Source organism: Acinetobacter bouvetii DSM 14964 = CIP 107468, assembly GCF_000368865.1.
Taxonomy (GTDB): domain Bacteria; phylum Pseudomonadota; class Gammaproteobacteria; order Pseudomonadales; family Moraxellaceae; genus Acinetobacter; species Acinetobacter bouvetii.
In genome coordinates this window covers 199,610-222,133 of record NZ_KB849727.1, presented here as the reverse complement: position 1 = coordinate 222,133, position 22,524 = coordinate 199,610, and the positions used below count along the sequence as shown (strand labels likewise).

Below are 22,524 nucleotides of genomic sequence, written 5' to 3'. Positions count from 1 at the left end.
TTATTTGAAAGATAAGCAAAATATAAGATTGAGGAGATTTGCAATGAAATTAGTCATGATTGGTCATGGTATGGTCGGCCACAAATTCATTGAATCAGTTTTGGAACATGCAGGTGATGAGGTTGAAATCACGATTTTGGCAGAAGAACCTCGCCTTGCTTATGACCGTGTGCATTTAACAGAATATTTCACAGGTAAATCGGCAAAGGATTTGACGCTATGCCGCACAGACTTTGCCGATGCTTACGGAATCGATCTGCGCCTCAGCACCAAAGCCACTGAAATTGATACAGTGAATAAATTGATCACCACTAATCATGGCGAAGTCATTGCATACGATAAATTGGTTCTCGCGACAGGTTCGTATGCTTTTGTTCCGCCAATTCCGGGCAATGACCGTCAAAACTGCTTTGTTTACCGCACTATTGAAGACTTGGATGCAATCCATGCGGCAAGTTTAAATGCCAAAACGGGTGTGGTGATTGGCGGCGGTTTGCTGGGGCTGGAGGCTGCAAAAGCATTACGAGATTTAGATTTGGAAACGCATGTGGTTGAATTTGCGCCACGTTTAATGGCAGTTCAAATTGATGATTTAGGCGGTAAAGTTTTACGCTCTAAAATTGAAAATCTAGGGGTGAAAGTCCATACCCAAAAAGCAACATCATGTATTGAAGACGGCGTCAATGCCACACATGTGATGAAGTTTGGGGATGGTTCTGAACTTGAAACCGATATTGTTCTATTTTCTGCTGGGATTCGCCCGCGCGATGAATTGGCGCGTCAAAGCGGTTTAGCCATTGGTGAGCGTGGCGGTATTGCGATCAATGATTATTGCCAAACGTCTGATGCTGACATTTACGCGATTGGTGAATGCGCATTATGGCAAAATAAAATTTACGGTTTAGTGGCTCCGGGTTATGACATGGCGCGTATTGCTGCCAAGCATGTCCTTGAGCAAAGCTGTACTGAGTTTGCTGGTGCAGACATGAGCACCAAGTTGAAACTTATGGGTGTGGATGTGGCATCAGTCGGTGATGCGCATGCGATGACACCTGATTCTTTGAGTTATTTCTTTGCTGATGAAGATGCCATGATCTATAAAAAGATCGTGGTGAATGCAGAAAAAACCAAATTGCTTGGCGCAGTCTTGGTGGGGTGTGCCAAAGAGTACAATGACTTATTGCAAATGATGCTGAATGGATTGGACATTCCTGAGAATCCTGAAAGCCTCATCATGCCAGGCTTTGCACAATCAGGTGTAAAATCGGGTGGCAGCGGTGTGGATTTACTTCCTGACAGTGCAACGATTTGTTCATGCAACAACGTGTCTAAAGCCGATATTTGTTCGGCAATTCAAGAGGGTTCAACTTCTCTCGGTGCACTGAAAAAATGCACAAAAGCGGCAACGGCCTGTGGCGGTTGTGCGGCGTTGGTTACACAAGTGCTCAAATCTGAATTGCAGCGTCAAGGTGTGACAGTCAATAACCATATTTGCGAGCACTTTGCGTACTCACGCCAAGAGCTATATCACTTGGTTCGTGTGAATGAAATCAAAACTTTTGATGATCTCATTCAACAGCATGGCCATGGCTTAGGCTGTGATATCTGTAAACCGACAGCTGCCAATATTTTGGCATCGTGCTGGAATGACTTTGTACTAAAACCAAGTCACGCAGGCTTACAAGACAGCAATGATTACTATCTGGGCAATATTCAAAAAGATGGCACTTATTCCGTCGTACCTCGTATGGCAGGCGGTGAAGTCACACCAGACGGCTTAATTGCTGTCGGTCAAATTGCCAAAGAGTATGGTTTGTACACAAAACTGACAGGTGGTCAACGAGTTGATATGTTTGGTGCGCAACTGCATCAGCTTCCTGAAATTTGGGAAAAACTGATCAATGCTGGTTTTGAGTCAGGGCATGCTTACGGTAAATCTTTGCGTACGGTGAAATCATGCGTCGGCAGCACATGGTGCCGTTATGGTGTAGATGATTCAGTGGGTTTAGCCATTTTCCTCGAGAACCGTTACAAAGGCTTACGCTCACCGCATAAATTGAAAATGGCAGTTTCAGGCTGTACCCGTGAATGTGCAGAAGCGCAAAGTAAAGATGTCGGCGTGATTGCAACAGAAAAAGGCTGGAACTTATACGTGTGCGGTAATGGCGGGATGAAGCCGCGCCATGCAGAGCTTCTCGCTTCTGACTTAGATACGCAAACCTTAATCAAATATATCGACCGTTTCTTTATGTTCTATATCCAAACGGCAGACCGCCTACAGCGTACTTCGGTATGGCGTGACAACATGGAAGGCGGCTTAGATTATCTCAAAGATGTTGTCGTACATGATTCTTTAGGTGTGGCTGAAGAACTTGAGCGCCGTATGAGCCATGTCGTTGGCACTTACCAAGATGAATGGCGCACGGCGGTTGAAGATCCTGAAGTTCGCAAACGCTTCGTGACATTTATCAATGCCAAAGCAGAACAGCAGCAAGATCCGCATATTCAATTTGCTGAGGTTCGTGGGCAAATTCGCCCAAAAACAGAAGCTGAGCGCGATGTGAGTCGCATCCCAGTGGTTGAGGCGTAATTTTATAAAGGTAAAACTTTTTATTCTCCTCCACTTTTTCTCTTACGCTTGGTTTTAAAGCAGTGCTTAAAACCAAGCTCAGGGAGAAACCGAATGAGGGTAAGAATGAATAAAAGAAGTTGGAAAAGGATAATAAAGATGACAGTTTTTAAAGATATGAATGATTTAAATTGGTTAGATGTGTGTGCATTAGATGATATTACGCCAAATACAGGCGTGGGGACTTTGATCGATGAACAGCAAATTGCAATTTTCCGTGTCGGTTCAGAAAAACGAGTGTATGCGCTGAGCAACCAAGACCCGTTTAGCAGAGCTTTTGTGATGTCACGTGGCATTATCGGAGATTTACAAGGCGAACGTGTAGTTGCGTCTCCAATTTATAAGCAGCATTTCAGCTTGGCGACAGGGCGTTGCTTAGAAGATAAAGATCAAAAGCTTTTGGTTTTCCCAAGCAAGATTGAAAATGGTCGCGTTTTTATCAGCCCGACACCGCAAAAAACCTATATTACCAATAATGCGCCATCTACTGAAAAAATGAAATTGGTCTTGGTGGGCAATGGTTTGGCAGGAATGCGTTGTTTAGAAGATCTATTGGACATGGCGCCTGATCGTTATGACGTAACGGTGATTGGTGAAGAGCCATGGGGCAACTACAACCGCATTATGCTTTCGCCAGTCCTGTCAGGCGATAAAACCATCGATGATATTATGCTGCATCCGCATGCATGGTATAGCGATAAAAATATTCGTTTTATTGCGGGTGATCCAGCTGTGCGTATTGATCGTCCACGTAAGCAAGTTTATACCGAAAAAGGCTTAATGGTGGATTATGACCGCCTTATTTTGGCGACGGGTTCTAAACCGTTCATTCCACCTGTCAATGGGGCAAATCTTGACGGTGTCATTAGCTTCCGTGACATTTATGATGTCAATAAAATGCTGGATTACTGCAAAGCCAAGCAAAATGCTGTGGTGATTGGTGGCGGACTACTCGGTTTAGAAGCGGCTTATGGTTTAAAACAACGTGGCATGAATGTCACCGTGTTGCATTTGATGGATCGCATCATGGAGCGTCAGTTGGATGCCAAAGCGAGCCAAATGCTGCGTCATAGCATTGAGCAAAAAGGCATTTCAATTATTACTGAAGCCAATACTGAAGCTTTGCTTGCCGATGACAATGGGCATGTCAAACAAGTTCGCTTGAAAGATGGCACAGTATTAGATGCAGATCTTGTGGTTTTTGCCGTAGGTATTCGTCCAAATATGGCATTGGCGCAAAGTGCAGGCTTGCGCTGTAACCGTGGTGTGTTGGTCAATGACACCATGCAAACCTATGACCCAAGTATTTATGCTGTGGGGGAATGTATTGAACATCGTAACCAAACCTTTGGATTGGTTGAGCCGTTGTGGGGACAAGCTTTTATTTGTGCTTCGCACTTGGCCGAGCACGGCAGTTTAACGTTCAAAGCGCCTACTGTACCGACGCAACTGAAGGTGAGCGGTTGCGATGTGTTTTCTGCGGGCCGTATTGACTTAGAAAGTGCTGAACCTGCTGAAGACTTTGAAGATATCATTCTAAATGATGAAAAGCGTCAAATCTATAAACGCATTATTATTCAAAAAGATAAGGTCGTTGGTGCGGTGTTGTTTGGCGACACTGAGGATGGAGCTTGGTATGCAGAATTGATTTCGGATCAAACTGCTATTGGTAGTATTCGTAATAAATTGCTCTTTGGTAAGGATTTTGCTTTAAAGAAAGCAGGGTGAGGAAATCTTTATTTTTTAGGTAAATCCCACCCAACCTCCCTTTGGAAAAGGGAGGAGCTCTATTCCCCCTCTTTTTAAAGAGAGGAATATCCTCATCCTAAAATAATTTAGGTATTGAAGTTCCCTCCTTTCTCAAAGGAGGGTTAGGGAGGATTAAAAGTTTGTGGCATTTAATCAATATTATTGAAAATTAGAGCAACACCTCGTTAGATTTGGAATAAGGAGCACAGCAGACAATGAATAGTATCCCTGTAATGGAACTGCACAGCTCCACAGAAAATAAAGTCAAAGTGACTCAAACCACCTGTCCTTACTGTGGTGTAGGTTGTGGTGTCACTGCAACAGTAGAAGAAACTGTACTCGGGCAAAAAGTAACGGTGGTTGGTGATGTCAATCATCCATCCAATTACGGCAAACTTTGTATCAAAGGCAGTAATTTAGCAGATACCGTGGGCTTAGAAACGCGTATCTTGCAGCCAATGCTGGGGCGTAAAACACAAGCATTAGATACTCGCCAAGCAACAGATTGGGATACCGCAACGGATCTCATCGCCAATAAATTTCAACAATGTATTGAGCAATATGGTCGTGACAGCATTGCCTTTTATGTCTCAGGGCAATTATTGACTGAAGATTATTATGTGGTGAATAAATTCGTCAAAGGCTACTTAGGCACTGCAAATATTGATACTAACTCGCGGCTGTGTATGTCTTCTGCGGTAGCAGCGCATAAACGTGCCTTTGGGGAAGACCTCGTTCCTGCTAGTTATAATGATTTTGAACACACTAACATGGTGGTCTTGGTTGGTTCAAATACCGCTTGGTGTCATCCTGTGCTGTATCAACGCATTATGAAAGCCAAAGAAGAAAGAGATCTATTCGTGGTGGTGATCGACCCGCGTTTTACTGCAACCTGTGAAGCTGCCGATTTGCATTTGCCAATTTTGATTGGTCAAGATGTCCCATTATTCAATGGTTTGCTACAGTATTTATATCAAAATAGTCATGCCGACCAATCTTTTGTTCAAAGCCATACTCAAGGTTTGGATGCTTTATTAGAAAGTTCTCAGCCTGAATCAGACATTGAAGCAGTTGCTGCGAAAACAGGTATTTCGCTGGAAAAACTGCACCTTTTCTTTGAGAAATTTGCCCAAACTGAGAAGGTGATGACACTATTTTCCATGGGGGTGAATCAGTCCTCTCGTGGTGTGGATAAAGCCAATAGCATTATCAATGCTCATCTCCTCACAGGGAAAATTGGTAAATTGGGTGCTGCGCCATTTTCCATGACAGGTCAACCCAATGCCATGGGCGGACGTGAAGTCGGCGGTTTAGCCAATATGCTGGCAGCGCATATGGATTTGGATAATTCAAAACATCAAGCGCTGGTGAAAAGTTTTTGGCACAGCCCAACCATTGCCACACGAGCTGGTCTAAAAGCAGTGGATCTTTTTGAAGCAGTTGAAAGTGGCAAGATTAAAGCCATTTGGATTATGGCAACCAATCCCGTGGTGAGTTTGCCCAATGCAGATCAGGTCAAACGTGCCCTAGATAAATGTGAATTTGTCGTGGTTTCAGATATTTGCAAGGATACCGACACCACGCAATATGCGGACGTTTTGTTACCCGCACTTGGTTGGGGTGAAAAAGACGGCACAGTAACCAATTCTGAACGCCGTATTTCAAGACAGCGTGCTTTTTTAGCGGAGCCTGAACTGGCCAAAGCCGATTGGTGGGCGGTATCTCAAGTCGCGAAAAAGCTTGGTTTTAGCGGTTTTGAGTTTGAAAATAGCCATAATATTTTCAAAGAACATGCGCAGCTCTCTGCTTTCCAAAATGCAGACATTTCAAAACGTTCTGAAGTGGAAAACTTCCGCTATTTCAATCTCAGTGGTTTAACTGATCTTTCAGAGTCTGAGTATCACGATCTTGAACCTGTGCAATGGCCACTCATTCAAAAAGGGCAAAGTGAAAGCGCTTATGCGCAACTGTTTGCACAAGGGCAGTTTAGCCATGCTGATGGCAAGGCAAAATTCATTGCAACGACGGCAATAGATCCTGTGCATCCAACTGATCGTGAATATCCTCTTATTCTCAATACAGGGCGGATTCGTGATCAGTGGCATACCATGACCCGTACAGGCTTATCGGCCAATTTAAGTACGCATAAAGCTGAACCGTACTGTGAAACTCACCCTAATGATGCCTTGAAATATGGTTTAAAAGACGGTGAATTGGTTGAAATTAAATCCGCATGGGGCAACTGTGTACTGCGTGCAGTTGTTAGCGATAATATTCGCCGTGGACAGATTTTTGCGCCGATTCACTGGAATGATCAATTCGCTTCTGATGCGCGGATTGGCAAAGTGGTCAATCCTGTAGTGGACGCAATTTCAGGCGAACCTGAATTTAAACATACTCCTGTGATGATTCATCCTTTTTATACCCAATGGCAGGGGGTGTTCTATGTGCGTGAAGGCTTTGAGCATATCGTTAAAGAACCGATTGAAAATACCGTGTGGTGGACAAAGATTCAAACCGCCAAAGCGGTGCGCTATGAGTTGGCAGACCGCCGCCGTTTTACTCAAACGACAGAGCACTTAAAAGAACTGCTACCTTTTGAAGATGAGAGTTTTGAATGGCTCAATCTTGAAGATCAAACTGCGCATATCAGCCATAGTGTGGTGTTGCAAGATGGCCAATTGATTGCGAGTTTGTATATTGCTCCGAAGGCTTTATTGCCTGATCGTGATTGGGTAGCCAGTCTGTTTAAACGTGAACGATTGAGTGCCATGCACCGAAAAGCGTTGCTTGCCGGACAAGCGATGTCAATGGGGAATAGTGAAGGGCCATTGGTGTGCAGCTGTTTCAAAGTGGGTAAAAATCGAATTATTGACACTATTAAAGAAAAAAATATCAGCAATGAAAAACAAGTCACCGCATGTCTAAAAGCGGGCGGAAATTGCGGTTCATGTTTGCCTGAAATTCGTGGTTTGATCAAAGCATGTCAAGCGGAGGCTATTGAATGAAAAGAACAATATTCAAACCTGTGACTTATCCAGAAACCGAAGTCGTGATTTTGGCGGGCGGCCAGGCGCGCCGCATGAATGGCATCAATAAATTGCTGCAAAAATTTGATGATCAAATTCAACTGATTAAAATTCACCAGCAGTTAAAATCACGCGCAACCAAGGTATGGGTCAACAGCCATCGAGATCATTCTATTTATGAGCGGCTGATTCCGTCGATTGGCTTTTTTGAAGATGAGGCAACAGGCTTTCAAGGGCCGCTGATGGGAATAAAAAGTGCGTGGACGCATGTGCAATCGGATTATGTGCTGTTCGTGCCCTGTGATGTGACCTTTATTCCTAAAAAGGTATTTTCACGGCTGCATCAGGCCATGCAGCAAGACCCTAACTGCGGGGTCGCTATTGTTGAAATCAATGACCGTGCGCTGTATCCATTTTGTTTATTAAAACGGAGCAGTTTGCCGACATTAATTCAGCACCTTGAGCAAAATCAGCGCAGTTTAAGGCAGTGTTTTGCAGATTTGCACCCGCAAGTGGCACGTTTTAAAAATAATGCACTGTTTTTTCACAGCATTAACTCTTTAGATGAACTGCAGCAGCACAAACAGCTTCAGTTGCTTTAAATTCCACAGGCCTAAAAATGGAATGCACAGCGTACAGCGTATCTGAATAGAGTTTATGCATTAAAAAATCACAATAATTTAGAAGATTTAAAAAAATATATAAAAGGCGTGAAAGATGCGCAAAGTTGGAACATTTTTTGCAATTTATTGATCATCGAATCGTACATTTTGTATTGAAGCAGTTTCGCAATGCGCAAAGACAGCGCAGAAGCTATGGACCATTGACATGAACAGCATGACAACTTTACAGCGAGATAATCTGTTCCCGGCTTTCCAAGACCAGTTTGGGCGGGAAAAGCGCAAGCTGCGCATTTCCGTGACTGACCGCTGTAATTTTAAATGTGTTTACTGTATGCCTGAGCATCCGGAATGGATGAAAAAACATGATTTATTGAGTTTTGAAGAACTTTTCAGTTTTTGTGAATTTATGGTGAAACATGGCATTGAGCAAATCCGCATAACTGGCGGTGAACCATTAATGCGCTGCGGTGTCGTGCATTTTGTGGCGCAATTGCAGGTGTTGCGCGCTTATGGCTTAAAGCGGATTTCCATGACCACTAATGGGCATTATCTAAAACAATACGCCAGTGCTTTAAAACAGGCAGGGTTGGATGATGTAAATATCAGCCTAGACAGTTTAGACCCAGTGCAGTTTTTTGAGCTGACCAAGAAACATTTAGAGCCCGTTTTAGAAGGCATTCAAGCGGCTCAGCAGGCCGGTTTTAAAATTAAAATCAATGCCGTTCTCATCAAAGGCTTCAATGAAAAGCAAATTTTGCCCTTAAGTTATTGGGCAAAAACCGTAAATGTAGAGCTGCGGTTTATCGAGTTTATGCCTTTGGACGGCGATCAAAATTGGACTAAAGACAGCATTGTAAGTGAACAAGAAATATTGGATGAGCTGGCTTCAGTTTTTGAAGTGAACACACTGCAAGGGCAAGGGGCTCATCCAGCGCGTACATATACGGTTGATGGCATGCCCATAGGCATCATTTCAACCATTACCAATTCATTTTGCGGAACCTGTGACCGCTTGCGCTTAAATGCGCAGGGTGAATTTTTTAATTGCTTATTTTCAACTCAAGGCATGCCATTAAAACAGCATCTCCAACAGCTGATGAAAGGAGGAATTCGCTCAGATACTGAGCTGAAAACAGTATTGAACAGCTATATTTGGTCCAAAGAGCGAGGCTTTCATGCCATTCAGGAAAAGCAAAACAGCCATCAAAACCTGAGCCAAAATTCCAAAAAAATCAGCATGCATATGATCGGAGGTTAATATGGAAGAACAATTCATTAACCCTATAACAGTCAAAATTGAATCTTATGGCGCCATTGAACGCCAATTGCCGCATGACCTCAATGTGCAGTGCGAAACAGATAGCTTTGTTTCAGAGGTATTGCATCAAATTATTCAGCAATATCCATCAGCCCAAAGCTTACTGGAACGTTGCGCCTGTGCAGTGGGTGAAGACATTGTTCACCGCAATGCCGTTTTAACCTCAGACAGCACATTGGTCTTGCTGTCGCCAGTTGCAGGGGGCTGATGATATGGAGTTGAAGCAGTTTTCACGCGTGCAGGCGCATGCTTTCGGGCAAGAGATTTTTGATGGCATTGATTGCTATCCAGAATGCGGCGGCATCGGTATTTTTATTGGCACTGTGCGCAATCATCATGAAGGAAAGGCCGTTAAAGCGCTGAAATATACAGCTTATGCGCCCGTAGCGGAAAAAATGATCCGCCAAATAGAACAGGACATCCAGCTTAAACACGCTGTTTCATATGTGCGGGTTGTGCACCGTATTGGCGCTTTAGAAATTGGTGATACCGCCATTATTGCGGTAGCTTATGCACCGCACCGCCGCGAAGCATTTGCTGCTTGCGAAGAAGCCGTAGAGCGGGTAAAGCATGAAGTGCCTGTCTGGAAAGAAGAGTTTTATATGGATGGTTCCAGCCAATATGTAGAAGGCTGCTGTATCCGTAAAGATCATGATGAGTACTCATCACATCAGCATTGCAGCCATGATCATAATGATCTGCTTATACAGCGCACCGAGCAGCTCAATGTCAATATTTACCAGTGGCATCTGTAATTTATGTGACTTCAATAATCAATCTAAGCAAAATGGCCAAAACAAAGCAGGAAGAGCGCAATGAAAAATGTAGGGATGAAAGCGGAAAGTTACCGCACAGCAGTAGCAACAGGCATATTGCATGCTCCGCCTCATTGCATTGAACTGCTGCGCAACGGCAATACTGAAAAAGGGGATGCGCTGAAAACTGCGCGCATAGCAGGCATATTAGGGGCAAAACGTACCGATGAACTGATTCCTTTATGCCATCCATTGCCGATTTACCGTGCAGATGTCGAATACGAATTGTTTGATGCGCATGTGGAAATTATTGCCGTTGTTGAAACCATTGGCCCAACAGGGGTAGAAATGGAAGCTTTAACAGCCGTCAGCCTTGCGGGTTTAACTCTGTACGATATGCTGAAACCGCATTGTGAGCCGGAAGATTTATGCCTAGACCAAGTGAAGCTGCAGAAGAAAAAAGGCGGTAAATCGCACTTCACCCGCGTACTGAAAGAAGCCATGCCAGCATCGGTGATTGTGCTTTCAGATACTGTCGCAGCAGGTAAAAAACCAGATACAGCGGGGCACAATGTTTTAGAAATTTTACAGGACGCAAACTTCACAAACATTGATTATAAAGTGATTCCAGACAGCCCAGAGCAGTTATTGGCGCTGATTGAGCAGCAGAAAAATCATTATCCACTGATATTAACGGTGGGCGGCACGGGCTTGGGCCCTAAAGATTTAACTGTGGAAACGATTCAGCCGCTATTGAAGCGCGAAATTCCTGGATTAATGGAGGCTTCACGCAGCTTTGGGCAAAAACGCACGCCTTATGCCGCGCTCAGCCGCGGTGTGGCAGGCTATATTGACAACAGTTTGGTGATTACGTTGCCGGGCAGCCGCCAAGGTGCAAAAGAATCGTTAACCGCAATTTTGCCAGCTTTGGTTCATCTTTTTGATGTGCAAAACAATATTCCTCATGCAGGCGGGTATCAATAATGTCAGCGTGTGGCGCAGAACCTGGCTTGATTTCAATTGATCAAGCATTGTCATTGATTCAACAACGGACCCAAGTTTTGGGTGTTGAAATCATTGATTTAAATTCAGCATTACATCGTTATTTGGCGGAAAATGTTTATTCGAATATTAATCTGCCGATGTTTTCACAAAGCGCAGTCGATGGTTATGCCATACATGCGGATGATGTGATTCAAGCTGATGCAACTTTTGCATTGATCGGTGAAATTAGAGCAGGGCAATCCGCTGAGTTTGAATTAAAACACGGTCAAGCCGTTCGAATATTTACAGGCGCTCAGATTCCTAATGGAACGACCACCGTTGCCAGACAGGAAATAGTTAAAACACTTGAAAACCAAACGATTCAAATCTCAGAGACTTTAAAATCACATGCGGATATCCGTGATATTGGTGAAGAAATTTCAGTTGGACAATGTCTTGCGGAGAAAGGGCAACAGCTGACTGTTGGCGCAATTGCTGCATTGAGTATGGCAGGCATTCAACAAATTCAGGTTTTTCAATATCCAAAAGTTGCCGTGGTGATTACTGGGGATGAAGTCGCGGAAACAGTTGAAGATTTTGCTTCGGGTAAGATTTTCGATGCCAATGCACCTTTGATTCAAGCATGGTTTAAGCAGCGTAATCAAACGGTGGATATTTTCCATGTTGCTGATACAGAACAAGCCGTAAAAACATTATTAGCTGATTTGAGTCAAAATTATCAATTGATTCTTACCACAGGCGGTGTGTCTGTTGGCGATTATGACTTTATTCGCCCTGTGGCTTTAGATTTAGGTTTTGAGCAAATTTTTTGGAAAGTTAAACAGAAACCGGGTAAACCGATGTTTTTTGCCGAGCTTCAAAAAACGGATCAAACCAGCTGTTACTTACTGGGTTTGCCAGGGAATCCAGCTGCGGTTTATGTCGGTATGCAAATCTATACCTCAACTTTATTGGACGCATTCCAAGGTCAAGCATCGTCTTTGCAATGGTTTAGCGCCGAACTGAGCCATGATTTGAAAGCTGATGCAAGGGAGCGTTTTTTGAGAATGTCAGTGCAATTTGATCAGGCAAAGTTAAAAGTTCAAAGCTTGGCAAAGCAGCAATCGCATATGCTGAGTAATTTAATGCAAGCCAATTGCTTAGTGCGCATTCCAGCAGGAGATAAGATTGAAGCTGGACAAATTGTTCAAGGTATTTTTATTTAACAACCATGTATTCAAGTTATTCAACTGATATTCGGGATAGGCCAATGATTAAAAGAATGATTTTTAGTGTCGCATTATTGACAGCAGTCAGTTTCAGTCATGCAGAAACCGTCAAAATTTATGCGGCGGCCAGCCTGACCAATGCTATGAATGATATTGTTCAAATTTATGAAAAACAACAGCCTAAAACGGATGTGGTTGCCGTATACGGCGCATCGTCTGCATTGGCGAAACAGATGGAAGCTGGTGCCAAAAGTGATGTATTTTTTTCAGCAGATTTGGATTGGATGAACTACCTGATTCAAAAGCAAATCGTCAATGCTAATCAAGCCAAACCAATTCTATACAACCAATTGGTACTGATTAGCCCTAAAAATTTAAATGTCCCCTTTAAAGCAGACCGCAATTTTAATTTTGCTAAAGCCTTTCATGGGCATTTATGTACAGGACAAATGGAATCTGTCCCTGCAGGCAAATATGCCAAACAAAGTTTGATTAAACTCAATTGGTTAGACAGTCTAAAAGGGCGTATTGTCGGTACAGATGATGTGCGTTCTGCCTTGGCTTTTGTTGAACGAGGCGAATGTGAAGTCGGAATTGTGTATAAAACCGATGCTTTGATTAGTCAGAAAGTCAGAATTATCGGGGCTTTTCCAGAAAACTCGCACCATCCTATTGTGTATCCGATCGCTTTAACCAAACAGGGTGAACAAAACGCTGAAGCGGTGCAATTCAAAAATTTTGTAGAAAGCAATCCGCAAGCCAAAGCTGTATTTAAAAAATATGGTTTTAGCATTGGTCGATAAATGTTATTGATACCTTAATTGGCAAAGGATAATAAGAAGAGGACGATGTTTAGCCCAGAAGAGTTAAGTGCCTTATACTTATCCGCTAAGGTTGCTCTATTTGCAACGCTGATGTGCTTGCCTTTTGCAGTCGCATTGGCTTGGTATTTGGCACGTTATGAGTTTCGGCTTAAGTTTTTAGTGGAAGCGATTCTACAATTGCCAATGGTATTGCCACCCGTAGTTCTCGGTTATTTGCTCTTGGTATTATTTGGCAATAAAGGCTGGATTGGGCAATATCTCAGCCAAATCGGCATTGAACTGGCATTTAATTGGAAAGGGGCAGTGCTCGCTTCAATGATTGTGGCATTTCCATTGATGGTGCAACCGATCCGATTGTCTTTTCAATTGATTAATCAGCAACTTGAACAAATTGCAGGCTCATTGGGTGCCAATCCATTTAAAGTATTTTGTAGCATCAGTTTGCCTTTGGCTTTGCCGGGTATCGTGATTGGAAGCATTCTGTGTTTTAGCCGTAGTTTGGGCGAATTTGGTGCAACCATTACCTTTGTGGGAAATATTCCAGATGAAACTCGAACTATTCCCATTGCCATTTATTCCTTTTTACAGCAACCAGATGGCGAACAAATGGCAATGCGTTTGGTTGCCTTATCCTTAGTTTTGGCATTTGGGGCTTTAATTGCAAATTATTTTATCCTGCAAAAATATCAACAAAAATTAAAAGGATAAGCCCATGTTATCTTGCGATTTTCAGTATCAAACTTTAGATTTTCAACTCAATATGCAATTGAAAATGCAAGATCAACTCTTGGGAATTGTGGGCGCATCAGGCAGTGGGAAAAGTACATTTTTAAAATGCTTAGTCGGTTTATTACAACCGCAACAAGGCGTTATTGAGTTTCAAAATCAGACGCTATTCGACTCAAAACAGCATATCCATGTTCCTATGCATCAACGAAAAATAGCGCTTATTTTTCAAAATGCATTGTTGTTTCCACATATGAATGTACAGCAAAATTTGCTATATGCTGAGAAGTTAGTCATTGAAAATGAACGTAAATTTAATTTTGAACACATTATTGATTTATTAGAATTAAAACCTTTAATTCAACGCAAAGCGCATCAGCTTTCAGGCGGTGAAGCGCAGCGTGTTTCTATAGGCCGGGCGTTATTATCCTCACCGAATTTATTATTGCTAGATGAGCCATTGACTGGGCTGGACCGCAGGCTAAAGGATCAAATCCTACCATTTTTAAACACGGTTAAGGAACAGACTCAGCTGCCCATGATTTATGTAACACATCATGTAGATGAAATTGAATATTTACAGGGTACGATGTTACGGATTGAACATGGTTATATTGATTATGGTTAAGGGTTCTAAAAGTTTTTAGTATTAAGCAAATTCTTAATAAATGTACTATAAGCTAAGTAAAAGAAGTTGGAATTCAAATCGTAGAGCAACCAACCAAGTCAAATACTTAGATATACAGTATTTCGTATAATGTATATTATGTTAAATAGAATATCCAAGACTGTGGCCTGCGCAACCTCAGTTGTTGCCACAGCTCAGCATCGTGAATCTGTAAAATTGTCATTCACGATGCCGAGTATCCTAATGAACATAATATACGTTATGCCTAAATCTACGCGTGTAGCCGATCTATGTGATGATCTAATCGAATGAACAATATTTTTAACTTTGTGATTTCTTCGTCGTGATCTAAATCTGATTCCTGCAGTACTGTCTCCAGCAGATCGCGCATATACACGTAATCGTCTTTGGTTAAAACGCCCTTTTTTCGATCATAGCTGACAGGCTTGTATATGTGCTTGTTGATCATAAATACGAAATCCAGTCTAATTAAAAAAAGATTGAGTACCAATCAGATTTCTTGAAGATCAATAAAATCGGCATTGACCAAGATGAAAACTTAAGATTTAAAAACTAATAATTTTTACAGATCCTGAGATCCTGACTATTAGAATTATAAAAAATGGCCACTTAAGACTTTCTCTTTTGATACAGTTTGCCAATCTTGTTTTTTGGCTGAAAATAACTAAATTATTGTTTTTATGTAATTATTGTTAGCCAGGAAAAACTTATCCTAGCTAAACTTTTATGTAATAAAATGCCAAGCACTTGATGTCGAATAACGTAACTATGTAACTATTATGTTAAATAGATAACATTTGCTATTTGGTTCATTAATGCTGATATATGATGAATTTTATTCTATATCACACCTAAATTACTACTCGTCTAATCATATCCATTACACAATTAAATGTTAAAATGCATGGCTAGCTTCATCTAAGATAAAACATATGTTTCCAAATCTACAGCACAGCTTCGAAAACAGCGTCATTCTTGTTGTTGAAGATGATTATGATATTGGTGACATTCTTGAAAAATACATAAAAAATGAAAACATGCAGGTCATCCGTGCCTTGGATGGACAGCAAGCTTTAGAGTGCCTGAAAACCTACTCCATCGACCTGATTCTCCTTGATATTAAATTACCCAAACTAAATGGCTGGGAAATTCTACAAATCATCCGTCAAACAAGTAATTTACCTGTGATTATGCTGACTGCATTGGATGATCAAGTGAATAAGATTATGGGGCTAAAAATGGGTGCTGATGACTTTATTATTAAACCATTTAACCCTAATGAAGTGATTGCACGAATACAAGCTGTACTTAGGCGAAGTGTAATCCAAAATACTGAAATTCATCATGTTATTCGCTATAAAAATATTGAAATCAACCCTGTTCATCATCAAGTTTACATTTCAAATGGTCAAAAAAATCAGCTGATCAACCTTACTTTAACTGAGTATAAAATACTGGCTTTAATGGCAAAAACACCGAATAAAGTCTTTACACGCAATGAATTGATCCAAAACTGTATGCCTGAAAGTGATGCTTTGGATCGTACTGTAGATAGCCATATCAGTAAGTTAAGAAAAAAGCTTGAAGAAAATGATGTAAATGGCTTATTGATAAATGTCCGTGGCGTGGGTTATCGCTTAGATCAAAATCATGAAATTTAACTTTTTAAAAAATTCAGTTGGAATTAACTTCCAGTTTATCATCATGATGAGCCTACTCAATTTAGGCATTACCCTGTTATCTTTCATGATTGGCTATTTTGTTTATAGCTGGGCAATAAAAGCAGGTATTTTAGATACGCAAGTCGTTAATTCAAGTGAATTTTCTATTACATCCGTCGACTTTATCTGGCTGTTTTTAGTTTTATTAACGGGCTTCTTTCTTTCTACCCTCCTCGCCTTTAAGTATGGTAAACGCTACACACAGCCGATCAGTGATTTAGCCAATGTCATACAGCAAATTCAACAAGGCAATTTATCACTTAGAATTAAACAGCCGCATCATGATATTCCGCATGAAATCAAGTCACTCATTGAGAACTTCAATGCCATGGCAAGCCAGCTTGAAGTGTCTGTTAAGAATTCAACCGTTTGGAATGCAGCTATTGCACATGAATTACGAACACCTGTGACAATATTACAAGGCCGCTTGCAAGGCATTGTCGATGGTGTATTTGTTGCTGATCAAGCTTTACATCAAAGTTTATTGAACCAAATCGAAGGCCTATCTTACCTTGTGGAAGATTTACGGACACTGACACTGATTGAAAATAAACAATTACGATTAGAACTTGAGCAGACGAATTTAAAAGACAGTATTGAAAAATGTCTGCAGATGTTTAATGAGCGGTTTCAATTTAAAAAACTAAATGTTTTGATTAGCTTGACGGATGACACTGTGCATGTCGATATACGGCGCATGGAACAAATCTTTATTGCATTATTCTCTAATTTTTTAAGATATTCGAATGCCGGACAAATCAATATTACAACCGTGACCACAGCAGAACATTGGGTATTAACGCTTGAAGATGAAGGTCCGGGTATTGATGAATCGCATATCGAACACTTGTTCAAACCCTTCTATCGTTTGGAAGACTCTAGATCCCGTTTAGATGGCGGTACTGGATTAGGCTTGGCGGTGATTGATGCGATTATTGAAGCACACCAAGGTCATATTTATTATTCTAAATCCAAAAACTTAGGCGGCAGCTGTTTTACAATACAGTTAAAAGTCCAAGCTGATTTGAGTATTTAAGTTTAAATTACTCAAACCAGCATCATAATTCTTTTCAAAATCAAACTTTATTGGCAACCCACTCTTTCTTTAGGATGGCATATTGCATGGTATTTTCATATTTTGGTGAACCATCTGGATTTTTAATAAATGAGATAAATTCTATAAAATGTCCCTCTTTACGAAAGCCTAAACGCTCGCAAAGTTTTTGTGAAGCGCTATTATAATCTTCAACATAGGCATAGATTCGTCTCGTATTTAATTGATTAAATAGATAATCTATAAACATATAAGCACTTTCTTTGGCATAACCTTTGCCATGAAATTTCTCATTAAAATTCCAGCCAATTGAATATGTATCTGATTCTTCTTTGATAAAGAAAATCTCGCCAATGAGTTGATCAGAATCTTTTAGGCAGACTGCAATACAGTCATTGTCTTTTTGCCTTTTGTGAATTTTAGTCAGTGCATCTTCAATCGTCGTTGTTGTATCAGAGGCAAAACAATTGGTGATTGGCTTTGATAAATATTCTAATAATCCTGACGCATCTCGTTCTTCAAATGTTCTCAAAATTAAACGAGGGGTTTCGATTCGAATTGTCATATTCAATCTCACATGATTCATCATTAAATTTGGGGATGAGCTGAAATATATTATGTTCAGCTCACCGATTTAGTGCGTTAATGCGCAGCTTTGCGTTTTGAGAATTTCTCAACCATGCTCATGACTACGATAAAGAAAATCGGTACAAAAATAACAGCCAAAACTGTTGCGCTGATCATGCCGCCAAAGACGCCTGTACCAATCGCTTTTTGAGTTTCAGAGCTGGCGCCACTGGCAATGACTAAAGGAATAACGCCACAGGTAAATGCCAGAGACGTCATTAAGATTGGACGTAAGCGCAATTTAGCTGCAGCAACTGTTGCCTCAACTAAGCCCATCCCTTCCTCTCTTAATGCTTTTGCAAACTCAACAATCAAAATGGCATTCTTCGCAGATAGTCCAATAATCGTGATCATGCCGACCTTAAAGAAAATATCATTTGGCATACCTCGAATCATGACTGCAACAAAGGCACCAATCAACCCTAAAGGTACAACCAACATCACAGAGAGTGGAATTGACCAGCTTTCATAAAGCGCTGCCAAGACAAGAAAGACGACTAACATCGATAACAGTAATAAAAACAAGGTTTGTGATTCAGACTGTTTTTCTTCTAGAGAAATCCCCGTCCACTCATAGCCCACGCCTTTCGGAAGTTGTTTAATCAGATTTTCCATTTCGCTCATGGCTTGTCCTGAAGACATACCTGCTGCTGGACTGCCAGTAATACTTAGTGATGGACGACCGTTATAACGATTGTATTGCTGCGGTGAATGTTGCCAAATTGGGGTAATAATTTCAGACATGGAAACCAATTTACCGCTTTGACTGTTCACCTTAATCTGAAGAATATCCTCAATACTCATACGTGATTTGGCATCAAGCTGCACAATGACTTGCTGCATACGGTCTTGATTTGGAAAGTCATTGATATACATCGAACCCATTGAGGTCGAAATAATATCGGTAACATCACTGAAATTAACACCTAATGCCTGCAATTTATCGCGATCAATTTTAAGCTCTACAGAACTGCCATCAGGCAAACCCTCAGGATAGACCTCCGCCACGATTTTACTTTGTGCTGCTAGCGCTAAAAGCTGATCTTGCGCCTCTCTTAAAGCAGGCATACCAATATTGCCACGATCTAATAATCGCAGTGAAAAACCAGATGAGTTACCCAATTCATCAATGGCTGGCGGTAACACAGACATGGTCTGACCTTCTGAACTTTCAGCCATCGCCATATTGGCATTATTCACGACTTCTTGTGCAGTAATCGTACGCTCTTCAAATGGCAATAGATTGGTAAAATACATCGCTGTATTTTGACCAGAACCACTAAAGCCAAAGCCCAATACAGCCATGTTGTCTTTAATACCCGTCTCTTGGTCTAGGTGATTTTGAAATTCAGCAACGACTTTACGGGTACGTTCTTGTGTTGCATCCGCAGGCAGCTGAATCGAGGTCATAAACCACCCCTGATCTTCTTCAGGCATAAACGCAGTCGGTACTTGTTTAAAGCTAAAAATCAGCACAATAACAATGCCTAAGAAACACAACATTGCGATGGTTTTATGTTTAATCACTTTAAATAAACTGCGTTCATAGCAATTGTTCAGCTTCTCAAAACTGCGATCAAACCAAGCAAAAACACCTTTTTTCTGATGATCTTGATTAATCGGCTTTAACATCGTTGCACATAAAGCTGGGGTTAATGTCAGTGCAAGGAATGCTGAGAATAAAATTGAAACCGACATGGTAATGGTGAATTGGCGATAGATAATCCCCACCGAGCCTGCTGCCAAAGCCATCGGTAAAAATACAGCGGCTAACACTAAGGTGATGCCAATAATCGGACTGGTAATTTCCTTCATGGCTTTAGATGTGGCTTCAACTGGAGATAAGCCTTCTGTCGCCATAATGCGTTCAACATTCTCAATGACCACAATCGCATCATCGACAATAATCCCGATCGCAAGCACCATACCGAACATGGTCAGCACATTAATCGAAAAACCAGCAAGCAGCATGACTGAGAATGTGCCAAGCAATGCGATTGGTGCAACAATAGCCGGAATCAAGGTATAACGAACATTGTGTAAGAAGATAAACATGACAATAAAAACTAATACCATAGCTTCAAGCAATGTCATGATTACTTTTTCAATCGAGACTTTTACAAAAGGCGCAGTGTCGTAAGGTATAGAGAATTTCATACCATCAGGCAATGCTGAACCTAACTGTTCAATTTTAGCTTTGACACCCTCTGCAGTCTTAACAGCATTGGCACCAGGGCTCATTTGTATCGCTACAGCCGTAGAGGCTTTGCCATTTTCTAAAATCGCAAAGTTATACATCTGTGCCCCGATTTCGACACGAGCGACATCCGACAGTCGAACATTGGCGCCATTTTGCTGAGCACGTAGACTAATATTTTTGAATTGCTCTACAGTTTCTAATTGACCTTGAGCCGTTAAAGGAATCGTAATTTGTTGCCCCGTCAAAGCAGGAACATCACCAATACGGCCCGGTGATATCGGCAAGTTTTGATTTTGGATGGCTGTATTCACATCTTGAATACTCAAGCCATAAGAGACCAAACGATCAGGATTTACCCAGATTCGCATAGCTTTCTCAGCACCAAAATTTTGGACTTTACCAACACCTTCAACCCGCTTTAATTCTTCAATCACATAGCGTGTCATGTAGTCACTGACATCAATTTCACTATATTTGCCATTCGGTGAACTTAAACCCACCATCATTAAAAAACCAGATGATGCAGCATCGACCATCAGTCCTTGTTGCCGAACTGTCTGGGGCAAGCGCGACTCAATGGCTTTAATTTTGTTTTGCACATCAACTTGTGCCAGTTCTACATCTGTACCTGGCTTAAAGGTTGCGGTGATTGTTGCTGTTCCAGAACTATCTGAACTTGAACTGTAATACAGTAAGTTCTTGACACCTGACATTTCCCGCTCAATCAAGGTCACAACACTATCATTCAATGTTTTTGGCGTTGCACCCGGATAGATTGCCGTAATACTGATCTGTGGCGGCGCAACACTTGGGAATCGTGCAATAGGCAGCTTAGGTATGCTGAGTACACCTAACAAGATAATAAATAAGGCAATCACCCATGCAAAAATAGGACGCCTAATGAAAAATTGGGACATTATGGCTGTCCTCCATTTTCCTGAGCATTTGTAGGTTGCCACTGCTTAATTTTTAGTTTTTGCTTAGGCTGTATACGATCAGCCCCTTCAACAATGACTTTTTCACCTGCTTGCAACCCTTGTGTCACCACATAACTGTTTTGATAACGTTGTCCAAGCTGAATAGGCTTGCTTTGCGCTAAACCTTTTTGATTAACAATCGTAACATTGGCTTTGCCGCTAATATCATGTTGAATCGCTTGTTCAGGTACTAGGAGCGCATTTTCAACTTGAGCTCGGCTCATATTGACTCGAACATACATGCCTGGCAAAAGTTTTTGATTTTCATTATTGGCTAAAATTCGAATCGTGACATCACCAGTATCAGGATCAACTTTAGTATCCGAAAATAGGATTTCACCTGTAACATGATAAGGTTTACCCTGACTATTCAGGATTTCAACCGTATGTGTGGTGTTTGACACATCACCTTGCTGTAAAGCTTCCTGTAGTTTTTCATAATCACTAATTGATTGCTTCACATCGACGTAGACTTTATTAATTTGTTGTATCACAGCCATCGCATTAGTATCACCTTGACCAACTAATGCACCTTCAGTCACTAAGATTTCACCAATCGTTCCCGAGATAGGGGCTGTAACAGTCGCATATTTAAGATTAAGCTGTTGTCTGCTTAACATGGCTTGCATTTGCGCCACATCGGCTTTTGCTTTTTGATAATCTGCTTCCGTATTGTTGTATTCCTGCTGGCTAACTGCATTTACTTTTACTAATTCAGTATAGCGTTTTAACAGTACCTGCAAACGTGTCACTTCAGCCTGTGCACGGTTTAAAGTCGCCTGATTGCTTTTTACATCTGCCTGAAAGATTTCAGCATTTAATTTAAAAAGCGGTTGACCCGCTTGCACATAAGAGCCTTGTTTGAAAAGCACTTTATCGACAATTCCACCCACTTGCGGACGAATTTCAGCAATACGGTAAGCTATAACACGGCCAGGAAGATTTTCAATTAAATTCATGGATTGAGGTAATACAGTGATGGTACTGACAACAGCCGGCGGCATTTCTACTTTGGACTGTTCAGTATTTTCAGATTCTGAGCAGCCCATTAAAAGTACAGTTGTAATAAGTATTGAACCTATTAAGTGATGACTTGTTTGCATTTTTGTTCAAAGGGAGTTTTTAGACGCTACAATTTTTAAATAGCAGTGTTTATGAATTGCTGATGTTGTGTGGAGATTGTGTGGAGAAATAAAATTTATATTTTTTGATCCTATTTTAGTTTTCATTCATAGTTCATGTACTTTAAGTACTATAAATTTAGATCAATATTTTATTAAATAATTGAAAATAAAATAGATAGTTTATTTGAATAATTATGAAGTGAACTTTAAATAAACATAAGTTAAATAGCATATCCAAGACTGTAGCCTACGCAACCTCAGTTGGTGCTACAGCTCGACATCGTGAATCTGCAAAAATGCATCGTA

General features: G+C 41.2%; 17 protein-coding genes. 14 read left to right on the top strand and 3 right to left on the bottom strand.

Going from position 1 to position 22,524, the window contains the following annotated elements; all coding sequences use genetic code 11:
• Positions 1–43 precede the first annotated feature (43 nt).
• The 14 genes from nirB (at position 44) to adeS (ending at position 17,272) form a co-directional block, all read left to right on the top strand.
• Positions 44–2,590, top strand: coding sequence for a nitrite reductase large subunit NirB (gene nirB, locus F941_RS08030; RefSeq protein ID WP_005009921.1), 2,547 nt, complete (start codon positions 44–46; stop codon positions 2,588–2,590).
• A gap of 138 nt (positions 2,591–2,728) precedes the next feature.
• On the top strand, positions 2,729–4,357 hold the full coding sequence (nirD, locus tag F941_RS08025; protein WP_005009920.1) for a nitrite reductase small subunit NirD: 1,629 nt from the start codon (positions 2,729–2,731) through the stop codon (positions 4,355–4,357).
• A gap of 236 nt (positions 4,358–4,593) precedes the next feature.
• Positions 4,594–7,386, top strand: a complete 2,793-nt coding sequence (locus F941_RS08020; RefSeq protein WP_005009919.1) for a nitrate reductase — start codon at positions 4,594–4,596, stop codon at positions 7,384–7,386.
• Entirely contained in the window at positions 7,383–8,009 is a 627-nt protein-coding gene (mobA, locus tag F941_RS08015; RefSeq protein ID WP_005009918.1) for a molybdenum cofactor guanylyltransferase, read from the top strand. The genes F941_RS08020 and mobA overlap by 4 nt, the downstream gene beginning before the upstream one ends.
• A gap of 226 nt (positions 8,010–8,235) precedes the next feature.
• On the top strand, positions 8,236–9,288 hold the full coding sequence (gene moaA, locus F941_RS08010) for a GTP 3',8-cyclase MoaA (RefSeq protein ID WP_005009917.1): 1,053 nt from the start codon (positions 8,236–8,238) through the stop codon (positions 9,286–9,288).
• Between the two features lies 1 nt (position 9,289).
• A complete protein-coding gene (locus F941_RS08005) occupies positions 9,290–9,556 on the top strand; it encodes a MoaD/ThiS family protein (protein WP_005009916.1) in 267 nt (88 codons plus the stop codon).
• Positions 9,557–9,560: 4 nt separating this feature from the next.
• Positions 9,561–10,103 (top strand): molybdenum cofactor biosynthesis protein MoaE, encoded by a 543-nt coding sequence (locus F941_RS08000; protein ID WP_005009915.1) that lies wholly within the window; start codon positions 9,561–9,563, stop codon positions 10,101–10,103.
• 60 nt (positions 10,104–10,163) lie between these two features.
• Positions 10,164–11,087 (top strand): bifunctional molybdenum cofactor biosynthesis protein MoaC/MoaB, encoded by a 924-nt coding sequence (gene moaCB / locus F941_RS07995; RefSeq protein WP_005009914.1) that lies wholly within the window; start codon positions 10,164–10,166, stop codon positions 11,085–11,087.
• A complete protein-coding gene (locus tag F941_RS07990) occupies positions 11,087–12,313 on the top strand; it encodes a molybdopterin molybdotransferase MoeA (protein WP_005009913.1) in 1,227 nt (408 codons plus the stop codon). The genes moaCB and F941_RS07990 overlap by 1 nt, the downstream gene beginning before the upstream one ends.
• A 44-nt stretch (positions 12,314–12,357) precedes the next feature.
• Positions 12,358–13,119: a molybdate ABC transporter substrate-binding protein gene (gene modA / locus F941_RS07985; RefSeq protein ID WP_005009912.1), complete on the top strand. Its 762-nt coding sequence runs from the start codon at positions 12,358–12,360 to the stop codon at positions 13,117–13,119.
• A gap of 45 nt (positions 13,120–13,164) precedes the next feature.
• Positions 13,165–13,848: a molybdate ABC transporter permease subunit gene (gene modB / locus F941_RS07980; protein WP_005009911.1), complete on the top strand. Its 684-nt coding sequence runs from the start codon at positions 13,165–13,167 to the stop codon at positions 13,846–13,848.
• Positions 13,849–13,852: 4 nt separating this feature from the next.
• Positions 13,853–14,494 (top strand): ATP-binding cassette domain-containing protein, encoded by a 642-nt coding sequence (locus tag F941_RS07975; RefSeq protein ID WP_005009906.1) that lies wholly within the window; start codon positions 13,853–13,855, stop codon positions 14,492–14,494.
• Positions 14,495–15,447: 953 nt separating this feature from the next.
• On the top strand, positions 15,448–16,176 hold the full coding sequence (adeR, locus tag F941_RS07965; protein ID WP_005009903.1) for an efflux system response regulator transcription factor AdeR: 729 nt from the start codon (positions 15,448–15,450) through the stop codon (positions 16,174–16,176).
• Positions 16,166–17,272, top strand: coding sequence for a two-component sensor histidine kinase AdeS (gene adeS / locus F941_RS07960; RefSeq protein WP_018572520.1), 1,107 nt, complete (start codon positions 16,166–16,168; stop codon positions 17,270–17,272). The genes adeR and adeS overlap by 11 nt, the downstream gene beginning before the upstream one ends.
• Positions 17,273–17,312: 40 nt before the next feature.
• Here adeS and F941_RS07955 read toward each other — a convergent pair whose 3' ends face one another.
• From F941_RS07955 to F941_RS07945, 3 genes are all read right to left on the bottom strand, one after another.
• Positions 17,313–17,855, bottom strand: coding sequence for a GNAT family N-acetyltransferase (locus tag F941_RS07955; RefSeq protein WP_005009898.1), 543 nt, complete (start codon positions 17,853–17,855; stop codon positions 17,313–17,315).
• Between the two features lie 77 nt (positions 17,856–17,932).
• Positions 17,933–21,037, bottom strand: coding sequence for a multidrug efflux RND transporter permease subunit (locus F941_RS07950; protein WP_026253342.1), 3,105 nt, complete (start codon positions 21,035–21,037; stop codon positions 17,933–17,935).
• Positions 21,034–22,197: an efflux RND transporter periplasmic adaptor subunit gene (locus F941_RS07945; protein ID WP_212749848.1), complete on the bottom strand. Its 1,164-nt coding sequence runs from the start codon at positions 22,195–22,197 to the stop codon at positions 21,034–21,036. The genes F941_RS07950 and F941_RS07945 overlap by 4 nt, the downstream gene beginning before the upstream one ends.
• Positions 22,198–22,524 lie beyond the last annotated feature (327 nt).